This is a genomic window from Janthinobacterium psychrotolerans, assembly GCF_001677885.1.
GTDB lineage: Bacteria > Pseudomonadota > Gammaproteobacteria > Burkholderiales > Burkholderiaceae_D > Janthinobacterium > Janthinobacterium psychrotolerans.
Genome location: NZ_LOCQ01000056.1, coordinates 147520 through 163974, shown reverse-complemented (window position 1 = coordinate 163974; position 16455 = coordinate 147520). Strand labels below are relative to the sequence as shown.

The 16455-nt window shown below is 65.1% G+C and carries 14 protein-coding genes and 1 pseudogene; 10 read left to right on the top strand and 5 right to left on the bottom strand.

Features of this window, described 5'->3' with window-relative positions:
* Window positions 1–51 precede the first annotated feature (51 nt).
* Complete coding sequence (locus ASR47_RS14845; protein ID WP_065308555.1) at window positions 52–315, top strand: DUF378 domain-containing protein; 264 nt, start codon at window positions 52–54, stop codon at window positions 313–315.
* Between the two features lie 32 nt (window positions 316–347).
* The gene (locus tag ASR47_RS14840) at window positions 348–674 is read left to right on the top strand and encodes a hypothetical protein (RefSeq protein WP_065308554.1); all 327 of its coding nucleotides are present in this window, start codon (window positions 348–350) and stop codon (window positions 672–674) included.
* A 15-nt stretch (window positions 675–689) separates the two neighbouring features.
* On the opposite strand, the gene ASR47_RS14835 is transcribed toward ASR47_RS14840, so the two are convergent.
* Together ASR47_RS14835 and ASR47_RS14830 are read right to left on the bottom strand one after the other, a co-directional pair.
* On the bottom strand, window positions 690–968 hold the full coding sequence (locus ASR47_RS14835) for a c-type cytochrome (protein WP_425402736.1): 279 nt from the start codon (window positions 966–968) through the stop codon (window positions 690–692).
* A gap of 207 nt (window positions 969–1175) precedes the next feature.
* Window positions 1176–2051, bottom strand: a complete 876-nt coding sequence (locus ASR47_RS14830; RefSeq protein ID WP_065308553.1) for an EamA family transporter — start codon at window positions 2049–2051, stop codon at window positions 1176–1178.
* A gap of 108 nt (window positions 2052–2159) precedes the next feature.
* Here ASR47_RS14830 and ASR47_RS14825 point away from each other — a divergent pair, with 108 nt between their 5' ends.
* Window positions 2160–2546 carry a VOC family protein gene (locus tag ASR47_RS14825; protein ID WP_065308552.1) on the top strand — a complete coding sequence of 129 codons (387 nt, stop codon included), beginning with the start codon at window positions 2160–2162 and terminating at the stop codon, window positions 2544–2546.
* Window positions 2547–2552: 6 nt separating this feature from the next.
* Here ASR47_RS14825 and ASR47_RS14820 read toward each other — a convergent pair whose 3' ends face one another.
* Complete coding sequence (locus ASR47_RS14820) at window positions 2553–3596, bottom strand: LacI family DNA-binding transcriptional regulator (protein ID WP_065308551.1); 1044 nt, start codon at window positions 3594–3596, stop codon at window positions 2553–2555.
* A gap of 92 nt (window positions 3597–3688) precedes the next feature.
* Here ASR47_RS14820 and ASR47_RS26505 point away from each other — a divergent pair, with 92 nt between their 5' ends.
* A complete protein-coding gene (locus ASR47_RS26505) occupies window positions 3689–4942 on the top strand; it encodes a phytanoyl-CoA dioxygenase family protein (RefSeq protein ID WP_245714357.1) in 1254 nt (417 codons plus the stop codon).
* Here the strand turns inward: ASR47_RS26505 and ASR47_RS27900 are convergent.
* Both ASR47_RS27900 and ASR47_RS14810 read right to left on the bottom strand, forming a co-directional pair.
* A pseudogene (locus tag ASR47_RS27900) lies at window positions 4880–5746 on the bottom strand (phytase); the annotation flags it as partial. The gene ASR47_RS26505 and the pseudogene ASR47_RS27900 sit on opposite strands and share 63 nt — an antisense overlap.
* Window positions 5747–6669: 923 nt before the next feature.
* The gene (locus ASR47_RS14810) at window positions 6670–9204 is read right to left on the bottom strand and encodes a TonB-dependent receptor (RefSeq protein WP_065308549.1); all 2535 of its coding nucleotides are present in this window, start codon (window positions 9202–9204) and stop codon (window positions 6670–6672) included.
* A gap of 185 nt (window positions 9205–9389) precedes the next feature.
* Between ASR47_RS14810 and ASR47_RS14805 the strand changes: the two genes are divergently transcribed.
* From ASR47_RS14805 to ASR47_RS14780, 6 genes are all read left to right on the top strand, one after another.
* Window positions 9390–10373 (top strand): GGDEF domain-containing protein, encoded by a 984-nt coding sequence (locus tag ASR47_RS14805; protein ID WP_245714356.1) that lies wholly within the window; start codon window positions 9390–9392, stop codon window positions 10371–10373.
* Window positions 10370–11407: an AraC family transcriptional regulator gene (locus ASR47_RS14800; protein ID WP_245714355.1), complete on the top strand. Its 1038-nt coding sequence runs from the start codon at window positions 10370–10372 to the stop codon at window positions 11405–11407. Before ASR47_RS14805 ends, ASR47_RS14800 begins: the two co-directional genes overlap by 4 nt.
* 187 nt (window positions 11408–11594) lie before the next feature.
* The gene (locus tag ASR47_RS14795; RefSeq protein WP_065308657.1) at window positions 11595–12995 is read left to right on the top strand and encodes a class I SAM-dependent methyltransferase; all 1401 of its coding nucleotides are present in this window, start codon (window positions 11595–11597) and stop codon (window positions 12993–12995) included.
* Window positions 12995–14338, top strand: a complete 1344-nt coding sequence (locus ASR47_RS14790; RefSeq protein ID WP_065308548.1) for a sensor histidine kinase — start codon at window positions 12995–12997, stop codon at window positions 14336–14338. The genes ASR47_RS14795 and ASR47_RS14790 overlap by 1 nt, the downstream gene beginning before the upstream one ends.
* A 1-nt stretch (window position 14339) precedes the next feature.
* A complete protein-coding gene (locus ASR47_RS14785) occupies window positions 14340–15446 on the top strand; it encodes a response regulator (protein ID WP_065308547.1) in 1107 nt (368 codons plus the stop codon).
* Entirely contained in the window at window positions 15439–16452 is a 1014-nt protein-coding gene (locus tag ASR47_RS14780) for a response regulator (RefSeq protein ID WP_065308546.1), read from the top strand. Before ASR47_RS14785 ends, ASR47_RS14780 begins: the two co-directional genes overlap by 8 nt.
* Window positions 16453–16455: the final 3 nt, after the last annotated feature.

The window sequence follows — 16455 nt, the reverse complement described above, 5'->3', positions numbered from 1 at the left end:
GGCCAGGGTGAGATGGCAGGGCCAGGTTTTCAGACTTTACAGGAGGCAGCAATGGCGAATATACAAACGGGAACGGAAACCGGGGCGCGCGAAGCACGCACGCCCGCACGCTTGAATACGCTGGACTGGATAGCGATGGTGCTGCTCGTCATCGGCGGGCTGAACTGGGGCCTGGTCGGCCTGTTCGGCATTGACGTGGTGGCGCGCCTGCTGGGCGACATGACCACGGCCGCGCGCGCCGTCTATGTGCTGGTGGGCATCGCCGCCGTATACTCGGTCTATCTGTGCGCCAGCAAGCTGCCGGCCAAGCCGTGAACGCATTTTATTGACACGACCCCGGAGGCAGCATGCCCACAGGCGCCAACCCCAAGCGCGAGCGCGAATTCAAGCACCTGGAAAAACAATTCAGGCAGGAAGGACGCTACCCCGGCCGCGAAGAAGAGGTCGCGGCCCGCATCGTCAACAAGCAGCGCGCGCAGCAAGGCGAAACGCGGCAAACCAGGGCCAAGGCCGATGGTGACGGCGAGTTGCCAATTGCCGGCTACCAGCACCTGACGGTGGCGCAGGTGCGCGAGCACCTCGACGGCCTGACGTCCGCCCAGCTGAAACAGGTACGCAACTACGAGCTGGCGCACAAGAAGCGCAAGGGTGTGCTGGAAGCACTGGAAAGTTAAGCTGGCTTGACTGCCTTACTGGGTGCGCAGATAGGCCAGCAAATCAGCCACCTGCTGGGCATTGCTGATGCCCCAGAAGCGCATCTTATTGCCAGGAATAAAATCACTGGGCGCTTTCAGGAAGCTGGCCAGGTTTTGTTCGGTCCAGACGATATTCGCGTTTTTCATGGCCGGCGAATAGCGATAGTCCGTGGTGGCGCCCGCCTTGCGGCCGATCACGCCCGTCAGCATGGGCCCGAAACCCGCCCGCGCGGAAGGACCCACCTGGTGGCACGAGGCGCATCTGTAAAACACTTTTTTGCCAGCAACGGGGTCGCCTTTCAGGGCGGCGGCTGGTGCGGAGGCCGGTGCCGCGTCAGCCTGGACGGCGAGTAGAGCCGTGCCCAGGCTCAAAACAACACGAGCGTGGCAAACCGATGGCGAAAAAGGACTCATGGCGGTGACGATGCGGCGTGAATGGCGATGGCCTATTTTACAGGGTTGCCCGCCCGTTCTTGTCGATCAACGTCTGGACTGCGCCCCCAGCGCCGCCATCGCCGACGCCAGCACGATGCAGGCAATCGCCAGCCACTGTACCAGGCTCAGATGTTCGCCCAGCACCGCCATCGCCGCCAGCGCGCTGACGGCCGGCGCGGCGCTGCTGAACATGCCGAACACGCCCTGCGGCAAGCGGCGAAGGGCAAAGATTTCCAGGGTGTAGGGCAGCGCGCTCGACAGCATGGCGATCGCCAGCCCCATCAGGGCCAGCGATGACGACAGCAGTGCCGTGCCCGCATAGGCCGCGCCGATCGGCACCGTCAGCATGGCCGCCACCGTCATGCCCCAGGCCACGGCCTGGCCACCTTGCAGGGAAGAAGCGCGCTTGCCGAAAATGATATACAGCGCCCAGCAGGTGGCCGCGCCCAGCGCATACGCCACGCCAACCGGGTCCAGGCTACCCGGACTACCTTTTAGCGGCAGCAGCAGATACAGGCCGAACACGGCGCAGCTTACTGCCAGCAGGTCGCGCGGCCGGCGCGACGACAGCATCGCCACCGCCAGCGGTCCCGTTACCTCGATGGCCACCGCGATGCCGATCGGTATCAGCGCAAATGCGCGGTAAATCAGCAGATTCATCAGTCCCAGCACGGAGCCGTAGACCAGCAAATTGAGCACATCCTTGCGCGTCAGCGAAAAACGCCAGGGCCGGAACACCGCCAGCAAAAACAGCGCCGAAAACCCCACCCGGTAGGCCGTAATGCCCTCGACGCCGATCACCGGAAACAGGTTTTTGGCCACCGCCGCCCCCAGATTGACGGAAATCTGCCCTCCCAGGACGGCCAGGGAAGGGAGCAGGATGCTGTCGGGAACGGGAGAGGTGGTGGCGGGCGAGGTCATGGGGCGTGATTTTAATACGCCAGGCGTCAATCGTGGCTAGCCGCTTGCATGCACGCGGCGTATGCTTGGTGAACAGTTCGTCAAATTTCATTTCCACACGGAGTTTTCATGAAAAGAGTCACCGGCATCGGCGGTATCTTTTTCCAGGCAAAAGACCCGGCCACCCTGCGCGCCTGGTATCAAACCCATCTCGGCATCGATGTGCAGGCCTGGGGCGGGGCGGCCTTCAGCTGGGCCGGCGAGGATGGCCAGCCCGGCGCCGGCACGACGATCTGGAATATCGCGCCGGCGCAGGGCGAGCCGTATGCGCCCGGGACCGCGCCGTTCATGATCAATTACCGGGTCGACGATCTCGATGCGCTGCTGGACGCCTTGCGGGCCGAAGGCTGCCATGTGCTGGAGGCGGGCGAGGCGTCGGAATATGGCAAGTTCGGCTGGGTGCTCGATCCCGAGGGCAACAAGGTCGAGCTGTGGCAGCCACCGCCGGGACAGTAGGCAGCTTCACTGCCGCGCCGCCAGCGCAGGCAGATTCCATGGCGTGACGATCTGGATCGCCGACAGCGACTGGGCCTGCTGCAAGGGCAACGGCGGCAGCGCACCTTGCGCACGCAGGATATCCTGGCACGCGCGGCACATATCCTGGCCCAGGTCATGGTGCAGCACGGCGTGGATGGCGCCCGATCGCAGCAGCGCCAGGTTGTCCGCGTCGAGATCATGGCCGATAAAGACCTGGCAGTGCCGGCCCGCCTGCGCGAACGCGCCCACGATAGCCGCATTGCCGCCGCCAATCGAATACACGCCGGCAAGGCCAGGATGCTCCAGCAGCGCCTGGGCTACCTGTGGCCCGGTGGCGCCATCGATGCCATGGCCTTCGCTCACTTCGACGATACTTATATTCCGGTGGCGTTCGCGCAGCGCGCGCCGAAAACCCAGTTCGCGTTCTTCCTCGCCGTGATAGCGGTTGCTGCTGAGAGTTACCAGCACCTTTTGCCGCGCGCTGCCCATCCACTGCCCGATCAGATAGGCGGCCGTTGCGCCAGCGGCGCGGTTGTCCATGCCGACATAGGTGCTGCGTTGCGAGCCGGGCAAATCGGTCACCAGGGTCACCACCGGAATGCCGGCGCCGGCCAGCTTGGCCACGGCGTCGGCCACCTGCGGCAGGTCGGGTGCCTTGAGCAGCACGCCGTGGCTGCCGGTCTTGCGTATGCGTTCCAGCAGCTCGACGATGCGTTCCACCTCCAGCGTTTCATGCAGGTGAAAACGCGAGCGCAGCACGGCCGGGTGCAGCGACGACAGTTGCGCCTCCAGCGCCTGGCGCACCGAGTCGGTGAAACGCTGCGGCGCCACCATCAGCACATCGATCATGAATTTCTTGCCGGACAAACCCACCTGCACGCTCTGCCTGGCCAGTTCCTCCTGCGCCTGCAGCACGCGGCGCACGGTGGAAGCGTGCACGCCTGCACCGCCCCGCAGGACACGCTCGACAGTGGCTATGCTGACGCCGGCCTGCAGCGCGACAACTTTCAAAGGGAAAGGATGGGCCATGGTTTGACGGTTTCTTGAGGGGTTTTCGGATCAAGAATGCAGGTTTCCTTGCTTATACTGATTTTACATTCAAAAAAACACAGGAGACCTTCATGCACGAACACCTTGCCGCCAGCGCGCCGCCGCAGCCTTACTGGCTGTCCAGGCAGGACTGCGACCTCGACGCATTTCACCGCCTCGCCAGCCGGCAAACCGATATTGCCGGTTACCCGCACGCTGCCAGCTTGCAGTCCAGGGTGCCAGTCTACGACTGCGACAGCGTGCGGCGCCTGGGCCAGGACCCGGCGGCGCTGCAAGCCCTGCAGGCCGAATGGGGCAGGGCGCTGCTCGGCGGCCCCGGCGTGATCGTGCTGCAGCGCGCCGTGGCCGACCTGGCCACGTTGGAGCAGGTGAGCGCTGTGTTTCGCGAGCTGATCGCCGAACAGCGTGCCAGCGGCAATGCAAGCGGTGACCACTTCGCCAGGCCCGGCGCCAATGACCGCATCTGGAACGCCCAGCAAAAACTTTGCCTGCGCGACCCGGCCGCGTTTGCCCGCTATTACGGCAATCCCGTGCTGGCCTGGATCAGCCAGGCCTGGCTGGGGCCCGGCTACCAGATGACGGCGCAGGTCAATGTGGTCAACCCGGGCGGCGCGGCGCAGTCGGCCCACCGCGACTATCACCTGGGCTTTCAAAGCGAAGCGAGCAGCAGTACCTATCCGGCGCATGTGCACCGGATTTCGGCCGCCCTGACTCTGCAGGGCGCGGTCGCCCATTCCGACATGCCGCTTGAATCGGGGCCGACCCTGTACCTGCCGTATTCGCAGCTGTACCCCGCCGGCTACCTGGCGTATCACCAGAGCGCGTTCCGCGATTATTTCGAGCAGCACAAGGTGCAACTGCCGTTGGCGACGGGCGACGCGGTGTTTTTCAATCCGGCGCTGTTCCATGCCGCCGGCCACAACCGGTCCAGCGATATCCGGCGCATGGCCAATCTGCTGCAGGTGTCGTCGCCGTTCGGCCGCGCCATGGAAACGCTGGACCGCCAGGCCATGAGCCAGGCCCTGTATCCGGCCCTGCTGGCGCTGCGCGCACAAGGCCAGGCGCGCGGGGACGCGGTCCATGCGATCGCCGCCTGCGCCGAAGGCTATGCCTTTCCCTGCAACCTGGACCGCGACCCGCCGGTCGGCGGCATGGCGCCCGCCAGCCAGCAACACCATCCGCAAAGGCGGTCAATCCAGCTTCAAGGCCCTCGCCACATCGCGCCAGGCCACATACTTGAAGTTCTGCGGCCCGTCCGGCAAGCGCTTGTAGCCGTCCTGTATCACCAGCATGCCTTGCGCATACGCGCCGCCCAGGTTGCTTGAGGTCACTTCCAGACCATCGGTCTCGGAGGTGCCATCGATGCCGTCGACGCCGGCTTGCAGGTTGAAGCCGACCCGGAAGCGGCCGCGCACCTTGTACGGTGCGAGAGCATCCAGCACCACATAGCTGCTGTCGCCCTGGCTGGACACCACCAGATAGCTGGGCGCGCCGTTGCGGCCATGGTAGATGGCCATGCCTTCCACGTCGGCCGTGAGGTTGGCGCCGACCGGCAGCACCATGGCGAGGGCATCCGGCTTGGCCGCGTCGGCCGAGGTGGTCCACACGCCGCGCCGCTCTTCGCCGAGGAACAAACGGCCACTGGCGTCATCGGCCACGCAGCCTTCGGGTTGGGTCGCGACCTTGAAGCTGCGCAGCAGGGTGGCGCTGAATTTGCCGTCAGCCATGCCGATGCCGTACTGCTGGAACGTGCCGTCCTTGTCGTTGACAAAGGCCTCGATGCCACCGGTTTTCGGCTGGTACAGGCACATGCCGTAGATATCGCTCAAGCCGGTGGCAAAGCTGGCGGCCACTTCGAGCTCGCCACTGGCCGCGATACTGAACAGCATGATGGTGTTGTCGTCGCGCCGGGTGGCCAGCGCCAGGTCGACCTTCTTGCCACCCAGATCGATATCCTGGCGCACGTCGACATTGTTCAGCCTGCCCACTTCCAGCAATTGCGTCTGTTTTCCCTGCAGGTCGTAGACCAGCAGGCCCTGCTTTTTATTGGTGCCGAGGACGCGCGCGTCGGCAGGGTTGCTGGACAGCCAGATGGCCGGGTCGTCGGCCGCGTCGCCCTGGCGCGCCATCGGCTCGGTTTGCGCTTGCGGTTCGACTATGGCCAATGGCAAAACTTGAGCAGATTGAGCTTGCCACTTCAAAGTCCGCGACTGCCAGCCATTTTTGCCGCGCAACAGCAACTGGCCCTGGTCCAGCGCCAGCTGGCTGTCGCCCTTGCGCACGCGCAAATCCACGGTTTGTGCCGCCGATGCCGTCCAGCGGCCATCCTTGCGGGCCAGCAGATGCAGCCTGTCGGCCTTGGCGTCCAGCACCGCCACGCCGCCCGGCAGCACGGCCAGGGCGCCGGCGCCGCCGTCCAACTGGCCATAAGGGCGGCGCAAGGCCACCGCCTCGCGCTTGCCCATGCCTTCGGATTCGGCTTCATAGGCCCATACGCCCAGATTGCCTTCGCTGACCAGCAACTGCTTTGCTCCATCGTCGACCCGGCAATGCCTGACGTGCGGCGGCAGGGCCAGCTTGCGCACCAGGCGGCGCTGTTCGCCCTGCATCACCCATTGCTCGGCTTGCCCGTCCTTGCCTATAAGGAACAGATGGTCGAGCCGCTGGGCGTCGCGATACAAACACGATGCTTCCACCGAAAACGTGGCGTCAGGGAACGGCGCCAGCCGCGTCAGCTTGCCCGCTTGCAGGTCCACCGTGACGGGCACGGGGCGCTGGGTATCGGCTTCGAGGAAGACGGCCAGCACCTGCTTGCCATCGATGCGCGTGTCGAGCTGCTTGGCGCGCACGGCAATGCTGTCCTGCTCGCGGCCTTTGGCATCGAACAGGTGCAGGCCGTGCTTGTCCAGCGCCAGCCAGCCGCCGCCAGGCAGGCGCACCAGGTCGTCGGCCTGCTGGGTAAAGGCGGGCAGGGGTGCGGCCACTACCGTGGTGGACACAGCAAAAGCGGCCAGCAGGGCGGCGCAGACCAGGGATTGTTTCATCGTTTTCATTAAAATGCGCTCGCTTTCAGGCTCAGCTTGTAGGTGCGGCCGTATTGTTCGTTCTGCACATTGAACTGTTTTGTGCCTTGATAGACATAGTATTTTTCATTGTTCAGGTTGGCCGCTTCGAACGTCAGCTGCAGTTGCTTGCTGACCTGGTAAGACAGCGAAAAATCGAGCTGCTTCTGGCTGTCGACGGTATGGTCCTGGCTTTGTTGCAGGATATCGCCGCCCATTTCCAGCAGATACGGCGACTTGGTGTTGAGCGCCAGGCGGGCGCTGACCGGGCCCGTCTCATAGCCCAGCATGATGTTCATGACCTGGTTCGACTGGCCCGGCAGGCGTATCGTGCGCGACAGCTGGCGACCGGCCGCCTTGTCGTAGCGGGCGATCTGCGCCGACGAGGTGGTGAGTGTGCCATTGATGCCCAGCAGGAGCCGGTTGAACGGTGCCGGCAGCATGCGCAGTGGCTGCATGTAAGAAAGCTCGATACCCTTCACCTTGGCCGCGTCGCCATTCGCATACGAGGTGGCGCTGGTGTAGCCGGCCCACTGGCCGGTGCCGGCCAGGTTGGTGGTGTAGGTGAAGTTCTTGATGTCCTTGTAGAAACCATAGGCCGACACCACGCCGTCGTTGCCCAGCACCCTTTCGATGCCCAGGTCCAGGTTGTTGGCCTTCAGGGGTTTCAAGTCCGGGTTGCCGATCACCGCTTCCGTATTGCTGGCCAGGCTCACGCCGGGCGCCAGCTGGCTGAAGTTGGCCCGCACCACGGCCTGGGTCCAGGCCGCGCGCACGCTGGTGTTGGCGTCGACATCGTAGCGCGCCTGCAGGTTCGGCAGCCAGTTGGTGTAGGAGCGCTCGCGGCTCAGGGGCATGGCGGCGCCGCTGCTGTTCACTTGCGAGCCGGCGGCCTCGAAGCTGGTACGCTCGGCGCGCACGCCACCCAAGATGTGCCAGGCGTCGAAGTCGACGCTGTTCTGCACATACATGGCGTCGATGTCTTCCTGCATGCGATAGTCGTTGATGGCGGACTCGGTGGCCAGGCGCGCCTTGTCGCGGTCCAGGCCGGCCACGCGCGCGCGTATCAGCGCCGGGTCGAGCGCCACGCCGATGGCCCCCAGGTCGTAGTCGAGATTACGGCCCTGCACGAACGCGCTCATCGCGGTGCCGCCCGCGCCCCAGTAGTTGCCGCTGCTGGCCTTGCTGCTGTTATACGCCCATTGATTGGTGTCATTGGTCTTTTCGCGGCGGCTCATCTTGGCGCCGAATTTCAGGGTGGCGATATCGAATTTGCGGGCGAGATCGATGCGCGCATGGTGTTCCTTGTCTTTCGAGTAGCGCTGCTGCAGGGTGATGGCGTTCAGCGCATAGCTGGCCGGGTTGTACAGCGCAGCCGGGCCGCTCAAGAGCGGCTGCTCGGTGTCGGTAAAGCTCACGCCGGCGATATTGCTGCTGGCGCGGAAACGCCCATCGTTCAACGATTCCGGCGTGTCTTCGGTGGCGCGGCTGGCGCCGCCCTTGATGTCGAGCGTCCAGTCGCCCGATTTTTGCTGCGTGCCCAGCACCAGGGAGCGCACCTGCTGCGTGTACTTGCGCTGGCGGATGCGCCGTTCGGCACGCGCCGTGCCCGTCTCTCCCTCGGCCAGGCTGCCGCCGGCGATATTGCTGATGGTCAGGCGGTCGCGCACTTCGTTGTCGGAAAACTCGCTCAGGAACGAGCGCAAAAACCAGCTGTTGCCCGCTTCTGGACGGTAGTCGAGATTGACGGCCAGCGCGCCGCGCTTTCTCACCGGCAAGTAATCGCGCAATTCCAGGCTGCTCAGGCGGCCGTTGCTCCAGGCGCCGCCCGTTTCCACGTCGTCGGAGCCGAACGAGCGCTTTTCGGCGCTGATGCCGGCCGCCACGCCGAGCTTGCCGTCGAGAAAGCGCTGGGCCCACAGGGCGCCGCCGCTGGGGCTGGTCTTGCCGGTCTTGTCGTCATGGCTGGCGGCTATGTTCGCCGACAATAATTTACCCGGCACATCGAAGGCCGACAGCGATTTCACTTCCACCGTGGCGCCCAGCGAGTTGGCGTCCATTTCCGGCAGCAGGGTTTTCGATACCTCCAGGGTGCGTATCAGGCCGGCCGGCAGGATGTCGAGCGCGACGGCGCGACGGCCCGCTTCGGGCGAGGGCACCAGCGCGCCATTGATGGTCACGGCGTTCAGGTCCGGGCCCAGGCCGCGCACGGTGATATAGCGGCCTTCGCCCTGGTCGCGCTGCACGGACACGCCCGGCAGGCGCGCCAGCGCTTCGGCCGCGTTCTTGTCGGGCAGGCCGCCGATATCGTCGCTGCTGATGACGCTGACGATATTGTCGGCTTTTTCCTGCGCCGCGATGGCATTGCGCAGGCTGGAGCGCTGGCCCTTGATGACTACGGTTTCGGCGTTCGCCGCGGACTCGTCCTGAGCCACGGCTGGCGCGTTAAAAGCGGCCATCACGGCCAGCGCCAGCGCGGACAGGCGCAGCGGGGAAGACATCGAAGAGGTGAGGCTGGTTTTCATATTGGGCGCAAAGGGAGTGGAGGGAACCGGGCGGATTCTAGGCAGCAAATATGACCGATCCATGACAGCGCCGGCCGCAAAGTGAGCGTGGCAGCCGGTTTGGCGAGCGCATGAGCTGAAATGACCCTGGCACGCACGGGCCGGGCTGGCGGCCTGGCGCTTTTGCCGCCTGTTTCGCCCCGGCGGTGAGCCGTTTGCACCTGTGCCTGGCCGGTGGCGGCGATGTCATCGTGCTGTCACGGCTGGCCGGTATCGTGGCTGCACTTGTCAAAAAAGGTAACGCCATGCTGCAACTTCACCGCAACAGTCTCGTCACCGCCGCGCTGGCGCTGCCGGTCTTTTTCCTGCTGTACTCGACCCTGGGCGTGGCCAAGCCGGTTTATGCGTGGAAATGGATGGACATCATCTGCGAAGGCGGCACGGCCGTGATGGCAGGCGTCTGGTTTCTGTTTACGCTCAGCAGCCGGCCGCGAGGCCTGGTGACGCGCTTGCTGGCCGGCGGCCTGTGCGCCATCATGCTGGGCTCCTGGGCCGATTGTCTCGATGAGTTCTTTGCCATCGACAAGCAGGTCCTGTGGGACAACTGGCTCGAAGCGCTGATTCCGTTCGGCATGCTGCTTGTCACCGTGGGCATGTACTACTGGCGCCATGAACAGTTTCGCCTGAATGAACACCTGCAAAAGCGCGAGCGTCTGTTTCGCGATCATCGCGCGTTCGACCGCATCACCCAGCTGGCCGACGCCAGCTATCTGCGCACGCAGATCCGGCTGGAACAGGAACGCCGGCCGGGCCTGGACTGTGCGCTGGTGCTGCTCGATATCGACCAGTTTCACCTGATTAACCGCGAACACGGCCACGCCGAAGGCGACCGCGTGCTGCAGGCGGTCGGCCATATGCTGCTGCTCAATTTGCGCAATGACGACCTGCTGTGCCGCTATGCGGGCGACCGCTTTGCCGTGCTGATGCCGGGGGTGTCGCGCGCCGACGCGGTCGAGGTGGCGCGCCATCTGTGCTTTATGGTCGGGCAGATGCGCCACTTTGCCCGCGATGGCGAGGTGCGGCTGAGCCTGCGCCATGCCTGTTCGATGACGGATGGCGTGCCGGAAGTGGTGCTGGCCGAACTGAGCCGCGCCGTAGAGACGCCGCTGCGCGGCGCGGCGCCCGCTTGAACAAGCCGGTGAAGCTGACGCAGGCAAACGAAGCTTGCATTGCGGCGCGGCACCAGCCGGCGCTGGTGCTCGGCTATGCCCGCTCGCGCGATGCGCCCGGCGCGCCGCTGCTGCGCGGCACTGGCCTCGATAGCTTTGATGATGGGCTGGACGAGCGCCTGCTGTCGGCCACGCAATACCTGCAATTGCTGGCCAATGTGGCGCGCAGCCTGGCGAGTTGCGACACCAGTTTCATGCTGGGCCAACAGTTGCTGCCTGGTCATTATGGCGCCGTCAGCCACGCCTTGCTGCAGGCGCAGAACCTGCGCCAGGCCTTGAGCGTGCTGTGCGACAGCCATACACGCCTGTGCCCGCTGCTGCAGCCGCGCCTGCGCGACGCGGGCGCCCTGCACGTGCTGTACTGGACCGACGCGTTTGGCGCGCCAAGCCAGCTGCCCTTCCTGGTCGAGATGCACATGACGGCCTTGAACGCCATGTGCCGCTGGCTGGCCGGCGAGCGCCTGCCCTGGCGCTACTGCTTCAACCGCGCGCGGCCGCGCCATGTGGAGCAGCACGAGGTGCATCTGGGACAGGACTTGCGATTCGATTGCCAGCTCGACGCCATGCTGATCGACACGGCCTGGCTGGACCGGCCCTGGCCGCGCGGCAACGCCACCGCGGCGGCGCTGGCGCAGCGGGCCGCCAGCCTGGAAGCGGCGCCGGCGCCCAGCCTGCTTGGCGGCCTGTACGACTATCTGCTGCGCGAACTGCGCCGCGCACCCACTCTGGAGCGCACGGCGCAGGACTTCGGCGTCAGTCCGGCCACCCTGAAACGCCACCTGGCGCGGCACGGCACGCACTTCCAGGCCGAGCTCGATCAGGTGCGTGCGCACAAGGCCATTTATCTGTTCCAGGCCCATGGCTACGACAACGACGCGGTGGCCACCTACCTCGGTTTTCACGACGCCACCAATTTTCGGCGCTCGTTCAAGCGCTGGACCGGGCAGACGCCGCAATTGCTGCGCCAGGCACTCGGTTTGTTTGTCGCAGGATAAGCAGCGCGCCTTCATCGCGATCGCCGCCATGGCCAACAATTGCCCTTCCGGCTACATCCATAGTACACTCGACAAGCGCTGGAACAGCCGCCGCAGGACCGCCAGGCCGGCCAGCAACCCTGTGCGGTCAGGGCCGTATCCCGAACACGGACTGCCTTTGCTAACCGACAATTTGATAACCTCAATCGTGTATTCACAATCGCAAATCGATCCAGTCGTCAGTTTCCGCAACACCCAGGGTGAAGCGGTGCGCGGTACGATTTTCAACCTGCAGCGCAATTCGCTGGTGATGGAAATCTACAATCCTTATTCGATCGTGCAGGTGAGCGAAGTGCTGGCTGAACTGACGGTGCGCATGGGCGCCAAGAACGCCTATGTGGGCAAGGCGGTGGTCATCAGCAGCGTCAACACGGGCCTGACGGCCATCGTGTCGGTGACCCTGATCGACGAATGGCGCGAATTGAGCGACGTGGTGGTGGTCAAGGGCGCCATCGGGCGCGAATCGGCGGCGTTCGTGACGGGCTGGCGCGAACGTTCGCGCATCAGCCGCGACTACCAGATCGTCGTCAACGAGATGCGCGCGTTTTTGTCCGAGGTGGCGCGCTGGGTCGAGCAAGTCGACCTGTCGGACTCGCTGCCGAAGGAAAATGGCCGCCTGCGCACCGATATTTTCGACGAGCTGGCGCAGCCGCTGATGGAACAGACCCAGCTGTATTTGCGGCAACTGGAAGCGGCCGCGGCGCAAGTGCCCGACGAGCAGGCTCCGGCCCACCGTGCGTTTGCCCAGGCCGCCTTGCACCCCTTGATACTGCGCGCGCCCTTCGTGTTTCGCACCTTTACCAAGCCGCTCGGCTATGCCGGCGACTACCAGATGGTCAACCAGCTGCTCGACGATCCGCGCCAGGGACCCAGCACCTATTTCCAGATCGTCAATGCGGCCTTTTTGCAGGCGGCGGTGGCCACCGCGCACCGCAACCGCATCGATATCCTGACAGAATTCCTGGCGCAGAAAGCGGCCGCGGCGCGCCAGGCGGGGCGCGTGTTTCGCGTGCTCAACGTCGGCTGCGGCCCGGCCGTCGAAGTGCAGCGCTTTCTCGACAGCTGCCTCGATGCGCAGTGGCTGTCGTTCGAACTGGTCGACTTCAGCGGCGAAACGCTGGACTGGACCCGCGCCCGCCTCGACACCATCATGCAGCGCACGGGCCGCCCGGCCGTGATCGAATACGTGCACGACTCCGTGCACAACCTGCTCAAGCGCCGCCATGGCCCGGCGCAGGCCAAGCCGGGCAGTGGTGGCGACTTCGACGCCGTGTATTGCGCCGGCCTGTTCGATTATCTGTCCGACAAGGTCTGCGCGCGCCTGCTGATGCATTTCGCATCGCGCGTGGGGCCGGGCGGGCGCCTGCTGGTGACCAATGTGCATGAAAACAATCCCGGCAAGTTCGGCATGGAACACCTGCTCGAGTGGCACCTGATCTACCGCAATGAAGCGACCTTGTCGGCGCTGCTGCCCGAATACGCGGTCGAGCGCGACATCTATGTCGACGCCACCGGCGTCAATGTGTTCGCGGAAGTGAGCATTCCGTGATGGACCGCCCGGGCCTGCACGCCGGCTACACGGCCGTGCTGCGCGACTTCCGGCTCGAATTCAGCCTTGGCGGGGCCTACACCGGCATCGTGCTGATCTTGCTCGGCATGGGCCTGGACTCGGCGCTGTATCCCGACATGCAGCGCTCTTTCACCGGTGCGCGGGTGCTGGTGGCGGCGCTGATTTTTTGCGTGGCGCTGGCCATGCGCACGCACTGGGCCCAGGAGCGCATACAGTGGATGACGTTCGCCTGGCTGCTGCTGCCGCAGCTGATGATCGCCTGGATGATCGCCATGACCGAAGGCGCGGCCTCCATCTATTATGTCGGCATGACCCTGGCGATCTATTCCTCGGGCATCGTGCTGGCCTTCGGCCTGTGGCAGAACATGGTGTTCGGCGCCATTTCCTGCCTGCTGTACGTAGCCGCCTGCGCCTGGCACGCGGGCGAGGCGCCATTGTCGCCCGAATTCGTCGTCAATTGCCTGTTCCTGGCGATGTCGGCCAGCATCAGCGCGGTGTTTACCTACTTTAACGAACGCGCGCGCTTCATGCTGTTCCAGCTCAAGGCCGAAGTGGCGCAAAAGAATCTGCAACTGGAAGAAACCAACAAGAACCTGGCCGACATCAAGGGCCAGATGCTGCAGCAGGAAAAAATGGCCGCCATCGGCACCCTGGCCGCCGGCTTGCTGCATGAAGTCAACAACCCGGTCAATTTCTGCATGATGGCGATCGACGTCGCCATGGAAGAGCCGGCCGCGCGGCAGAACGCGCTGATCAACGAATGCCTGGTCGACGCCAAGCAGGGCATGCTGCGCGTGCAGCATATCGTCTCGGACCTGAAGACCTTTGCCTACCGCAAGAGCGGCGACGAGCTCGAACGCGGCCACTTCCATTTCCAGCGCGCGCTGGAGTCGGCCATACGCCTGGTCGGCCATGAAACCAAGAATGTCGACATCAGCCATGCGCTGCCCGAAGACACCCTGGTGCGCGGCGACGAGGCGGCCATCGTCGGCGTGCTGATCAACTTGCTGGGCAATGCGGTGCTGTCCATGCGCAAGGGCAATGTGCAGCCGTTCGAGGTACGCATCAGCGCCCACTGGCAGGACGACCGGCTGCAGGTGAGCGTGCGCGACAACGGCCCCGGCATCGAGCCGCAACACCTGGCGCGCGTGTTCGAGCCGTTTTTTACCACCCGCGAAGTGGGCAAGGGCCTGGGCCTGGGCTTGAGCATCAGCTATGGCGTGATCAAGCGCCATGGCGGCACCTTGTCGGCCGAAAGCGTGTTCGGCTCCTGGGCCAGCATGAATTTCGACCTGCAGCGCTCCGACTGGGAGGGCCGCTAGCATGGAAGCCGACAGCCGCGCCACGCTGCTGTACGTGGACGATGAGGAACTGGCGCGCAAGTATTTTGCGCACCTGGCCGGCGCGCGCTACCGCGTGCTGACGGCCGCCAGCGTCGACGATGCGCTGGCGCTGCTCGATGAATGCGGCGAGCGCATCGACGTGCTGGTGACCGATTACCGCATGCCGGCCCGCCCGGGCAGCGCGCTGTTGCCCGAGGTCGAGCGCCACCATCCGCACATAGTCTGCCTCTTGGTCACCGCCTATGCCGACAAGCAGGTGCTGCTGGAACTGATCAATGCCGGCTCGCTGTTTCGCCTGCTGGAAAAGCCGCTGGCGAGCGCCGACCTGCTGCGCGCGCTCGAACTGGCGGTGCAGGCCGGGCGCGCCCGCGCGGCGCGGCGCCAGGGCTTGAGCGCGATCGACGATGCGCTGGCCTTCCTGGAGCACGAACTCAATACCCCGCTGGCGGCGGTGGCCAATTTTGCGCGCGGCATCGAACGGCGCGCCACCGCCTTGCATGGCGACGAGGCCGAGATCGCCGAGGCGGCGGCCCTGATGCATGACAATGCGCGCTACTGCCTGGCGGTGCTGGCCAGCTTTGTCGACACGGTGCGCCTGGCCGGCAGCGGGCCCGGCATGCAGCCGCTGCGCCGCCTTGCCAGTGTCGGCGCGCGCCAGCTGCTGGCAAGCCTGCTCGACAGCTACCCGATGACGCCGCACCAGCGCGCCTGCGTCACGCTGGACGAGGGTGGCGATTTCGCCATTGACCAGTCGCCCCATTGCGTCTCGCTGATCCTGTCTTCGGTGCTGGGCCACGCCCTGCGCATGCTCGAACACCATGCGCGCCCGGCCATCTTGCTGAGCCTGGCCGCGGACAGCATCAGCGTGCGCAGCAATACCGATGGCGACGCGGCCCTGCAGCTCGCTGGCAATCTGTTGCTCGACCCGCTGGCGGCCAGCGGCCAGCAGGAGCCGGGCTGGAACCTGATTTTCTGCAAGCGCATGATGCAGTCGTTCGGCGGTACCATCGAGATCGCCACCGAGCATGGCAGTTCCACCACCGTTACCCTGAATTTTCCCGTCCATGGAAGGAACGAGCATGATTGACGCCTCTCTGCCTTTGCCGGGCCGGCGCGAGCCGGCGCAAGCCCTGCCGACGATACTGTACGTCGATGACGAGGCCAATGCCCTCAAGTATTTCCAGCGCGCCATGTCGCCGCTGGCCAATGTCCTGACCGCCATGTCGGTCGAGGAGGGCAAGCGCATGCTGGACGACCATGCGGCCCATATCGCGGTGCTGGTGTCCGACCAGCGCATGCCCGGTGCCTACGGCAATGAATTGCTGTCCTACGCCTGGGATCGCTATCCGCATATCGTGCGCATCCTGACCACCGCGTATTCCGAGATGGAGCATACGGTGGAAGCGGTCAACCAGGGCCAGATCCACCGCTATATCCAGAAGCCATGGGATATCGCGGCGCTGCGCATGGAGTTGAAACAGGCGCTGGCGCTGGCCCAGCTGCGCAACGAGCATGCCCAGCTGCTGCGCGAAAAGTTGATGGTGCGCCAGCGCCAGGCCATCGCCAACCGCATCGGCTGCCTGTACAGCCTGTGCGCCAGCCTGGCCGGGCCGGAGCAGCAACTGCCGGTCGAAGCCTATCTGTCGGCCGCGCTGACGGCCGGCGTGACCCCGCCCGAACCGGACTGGCTGCTGATGGATTATGCCGACCTGGTCGCGTCCGAAGCGTTCCGCAGCACCGCCTTCGGCGCCGACGTGCGGCGCCAGCTCGAGGCGCTGGAAACAGCCCACCCGGGGCGCGGCGTGGAGCAGACCATCGACCTGCTGCTGCCGGTGTTCGGCGACGCGATGCGCGACACGGGCGGCACGGTGCTGTTTCTCGACAGCCGCCGGCTGACGGAATTTCTGGAAACGCCCACCGGCAAGCCGGTCTCGTCCATCCATGCCTTCTGGCTGGCCAGCCTGCTGTGGCTGGCGCGGCGCGGCTGGTCGCTGCAGGTCGACGCCGGCGAACTGGGCCTGCAGGGCAAGGTGATGCAGGCCGAACCTGCGCTCACGCCCGATCACCTGGCGGCGTGGATCGAGCAGTTCTGATCG

Coding starts and splice junctions, on each gene's coding strand:
- ASR47_RS14845 (WP_065308555.1), top strand. CDS start 52: ATGGCGAATATACAAACGGGAACGGAAACCGGGGCGCGCGAAGCACGC.
- ASR47_RS14840 (WP_065308554.1), top strand. CDS start 348: ATGCCCACAGGCGCCAACCCCAAGCGCGAGCGCGAATTCAAGCACCTG.
- ASR47_RS14830 (WP_065308553.1), bottom strand. CDS start 2,051: ATGACCTCGCCCGCCACCACCTCTCCCGTTCCCGACAGCATCCTGCTC.
- ASR47_RS14825 (WP_065308552.1), top strand. CDS start 2,160: ATGAAAAGAGTCACCGGCATCGGCGGTATCTTTTTCCAGGCAAAAGAC.
- ASR47_RS14820 (WP_065308551.1), bottom strand. CDS start 3,596: ATGGCCCATCCTTTCCCTTTGAAAGTTGTCGCGCTGCAGGCCGGCGTC.
- ASR47_RS26505 (WP_245714357.1), top strand. CDS start 3,689: ATGCACGAACACCTTGCCGCCAGCGCGCCGCCGCAGCCTTACTGGCTG.
- ASR47_RS14810 (WP_065308549.1), bottom strand. CDS start 9,204: ATGAAAACCAGCCTCACCTCTTCGATGTCTTCCCCGCTGCGCCTGTCC.
- ASR47_RS14790 (WP_065308548.1), top strand. CDS start 12,995: ATGGACCGCCCGGGCCTGCACGCCGGCTACACGGCCGTGCTGCGCGAC.
- ASR47_RS14785 (WP_065308547.1), top strand. CDS start 14,340: ATGGAAGCCGACAGCCGCGCCACGCTGCTGTACGTGGACGATGAGGAA.
- ASR47_RS14780 (WP_065308546.1), top strand. CDS start 15,439: ATGATTGACGCCTCTCTGCCTTTGCCGGGCCGGCGCGAGCCGGCGCAA.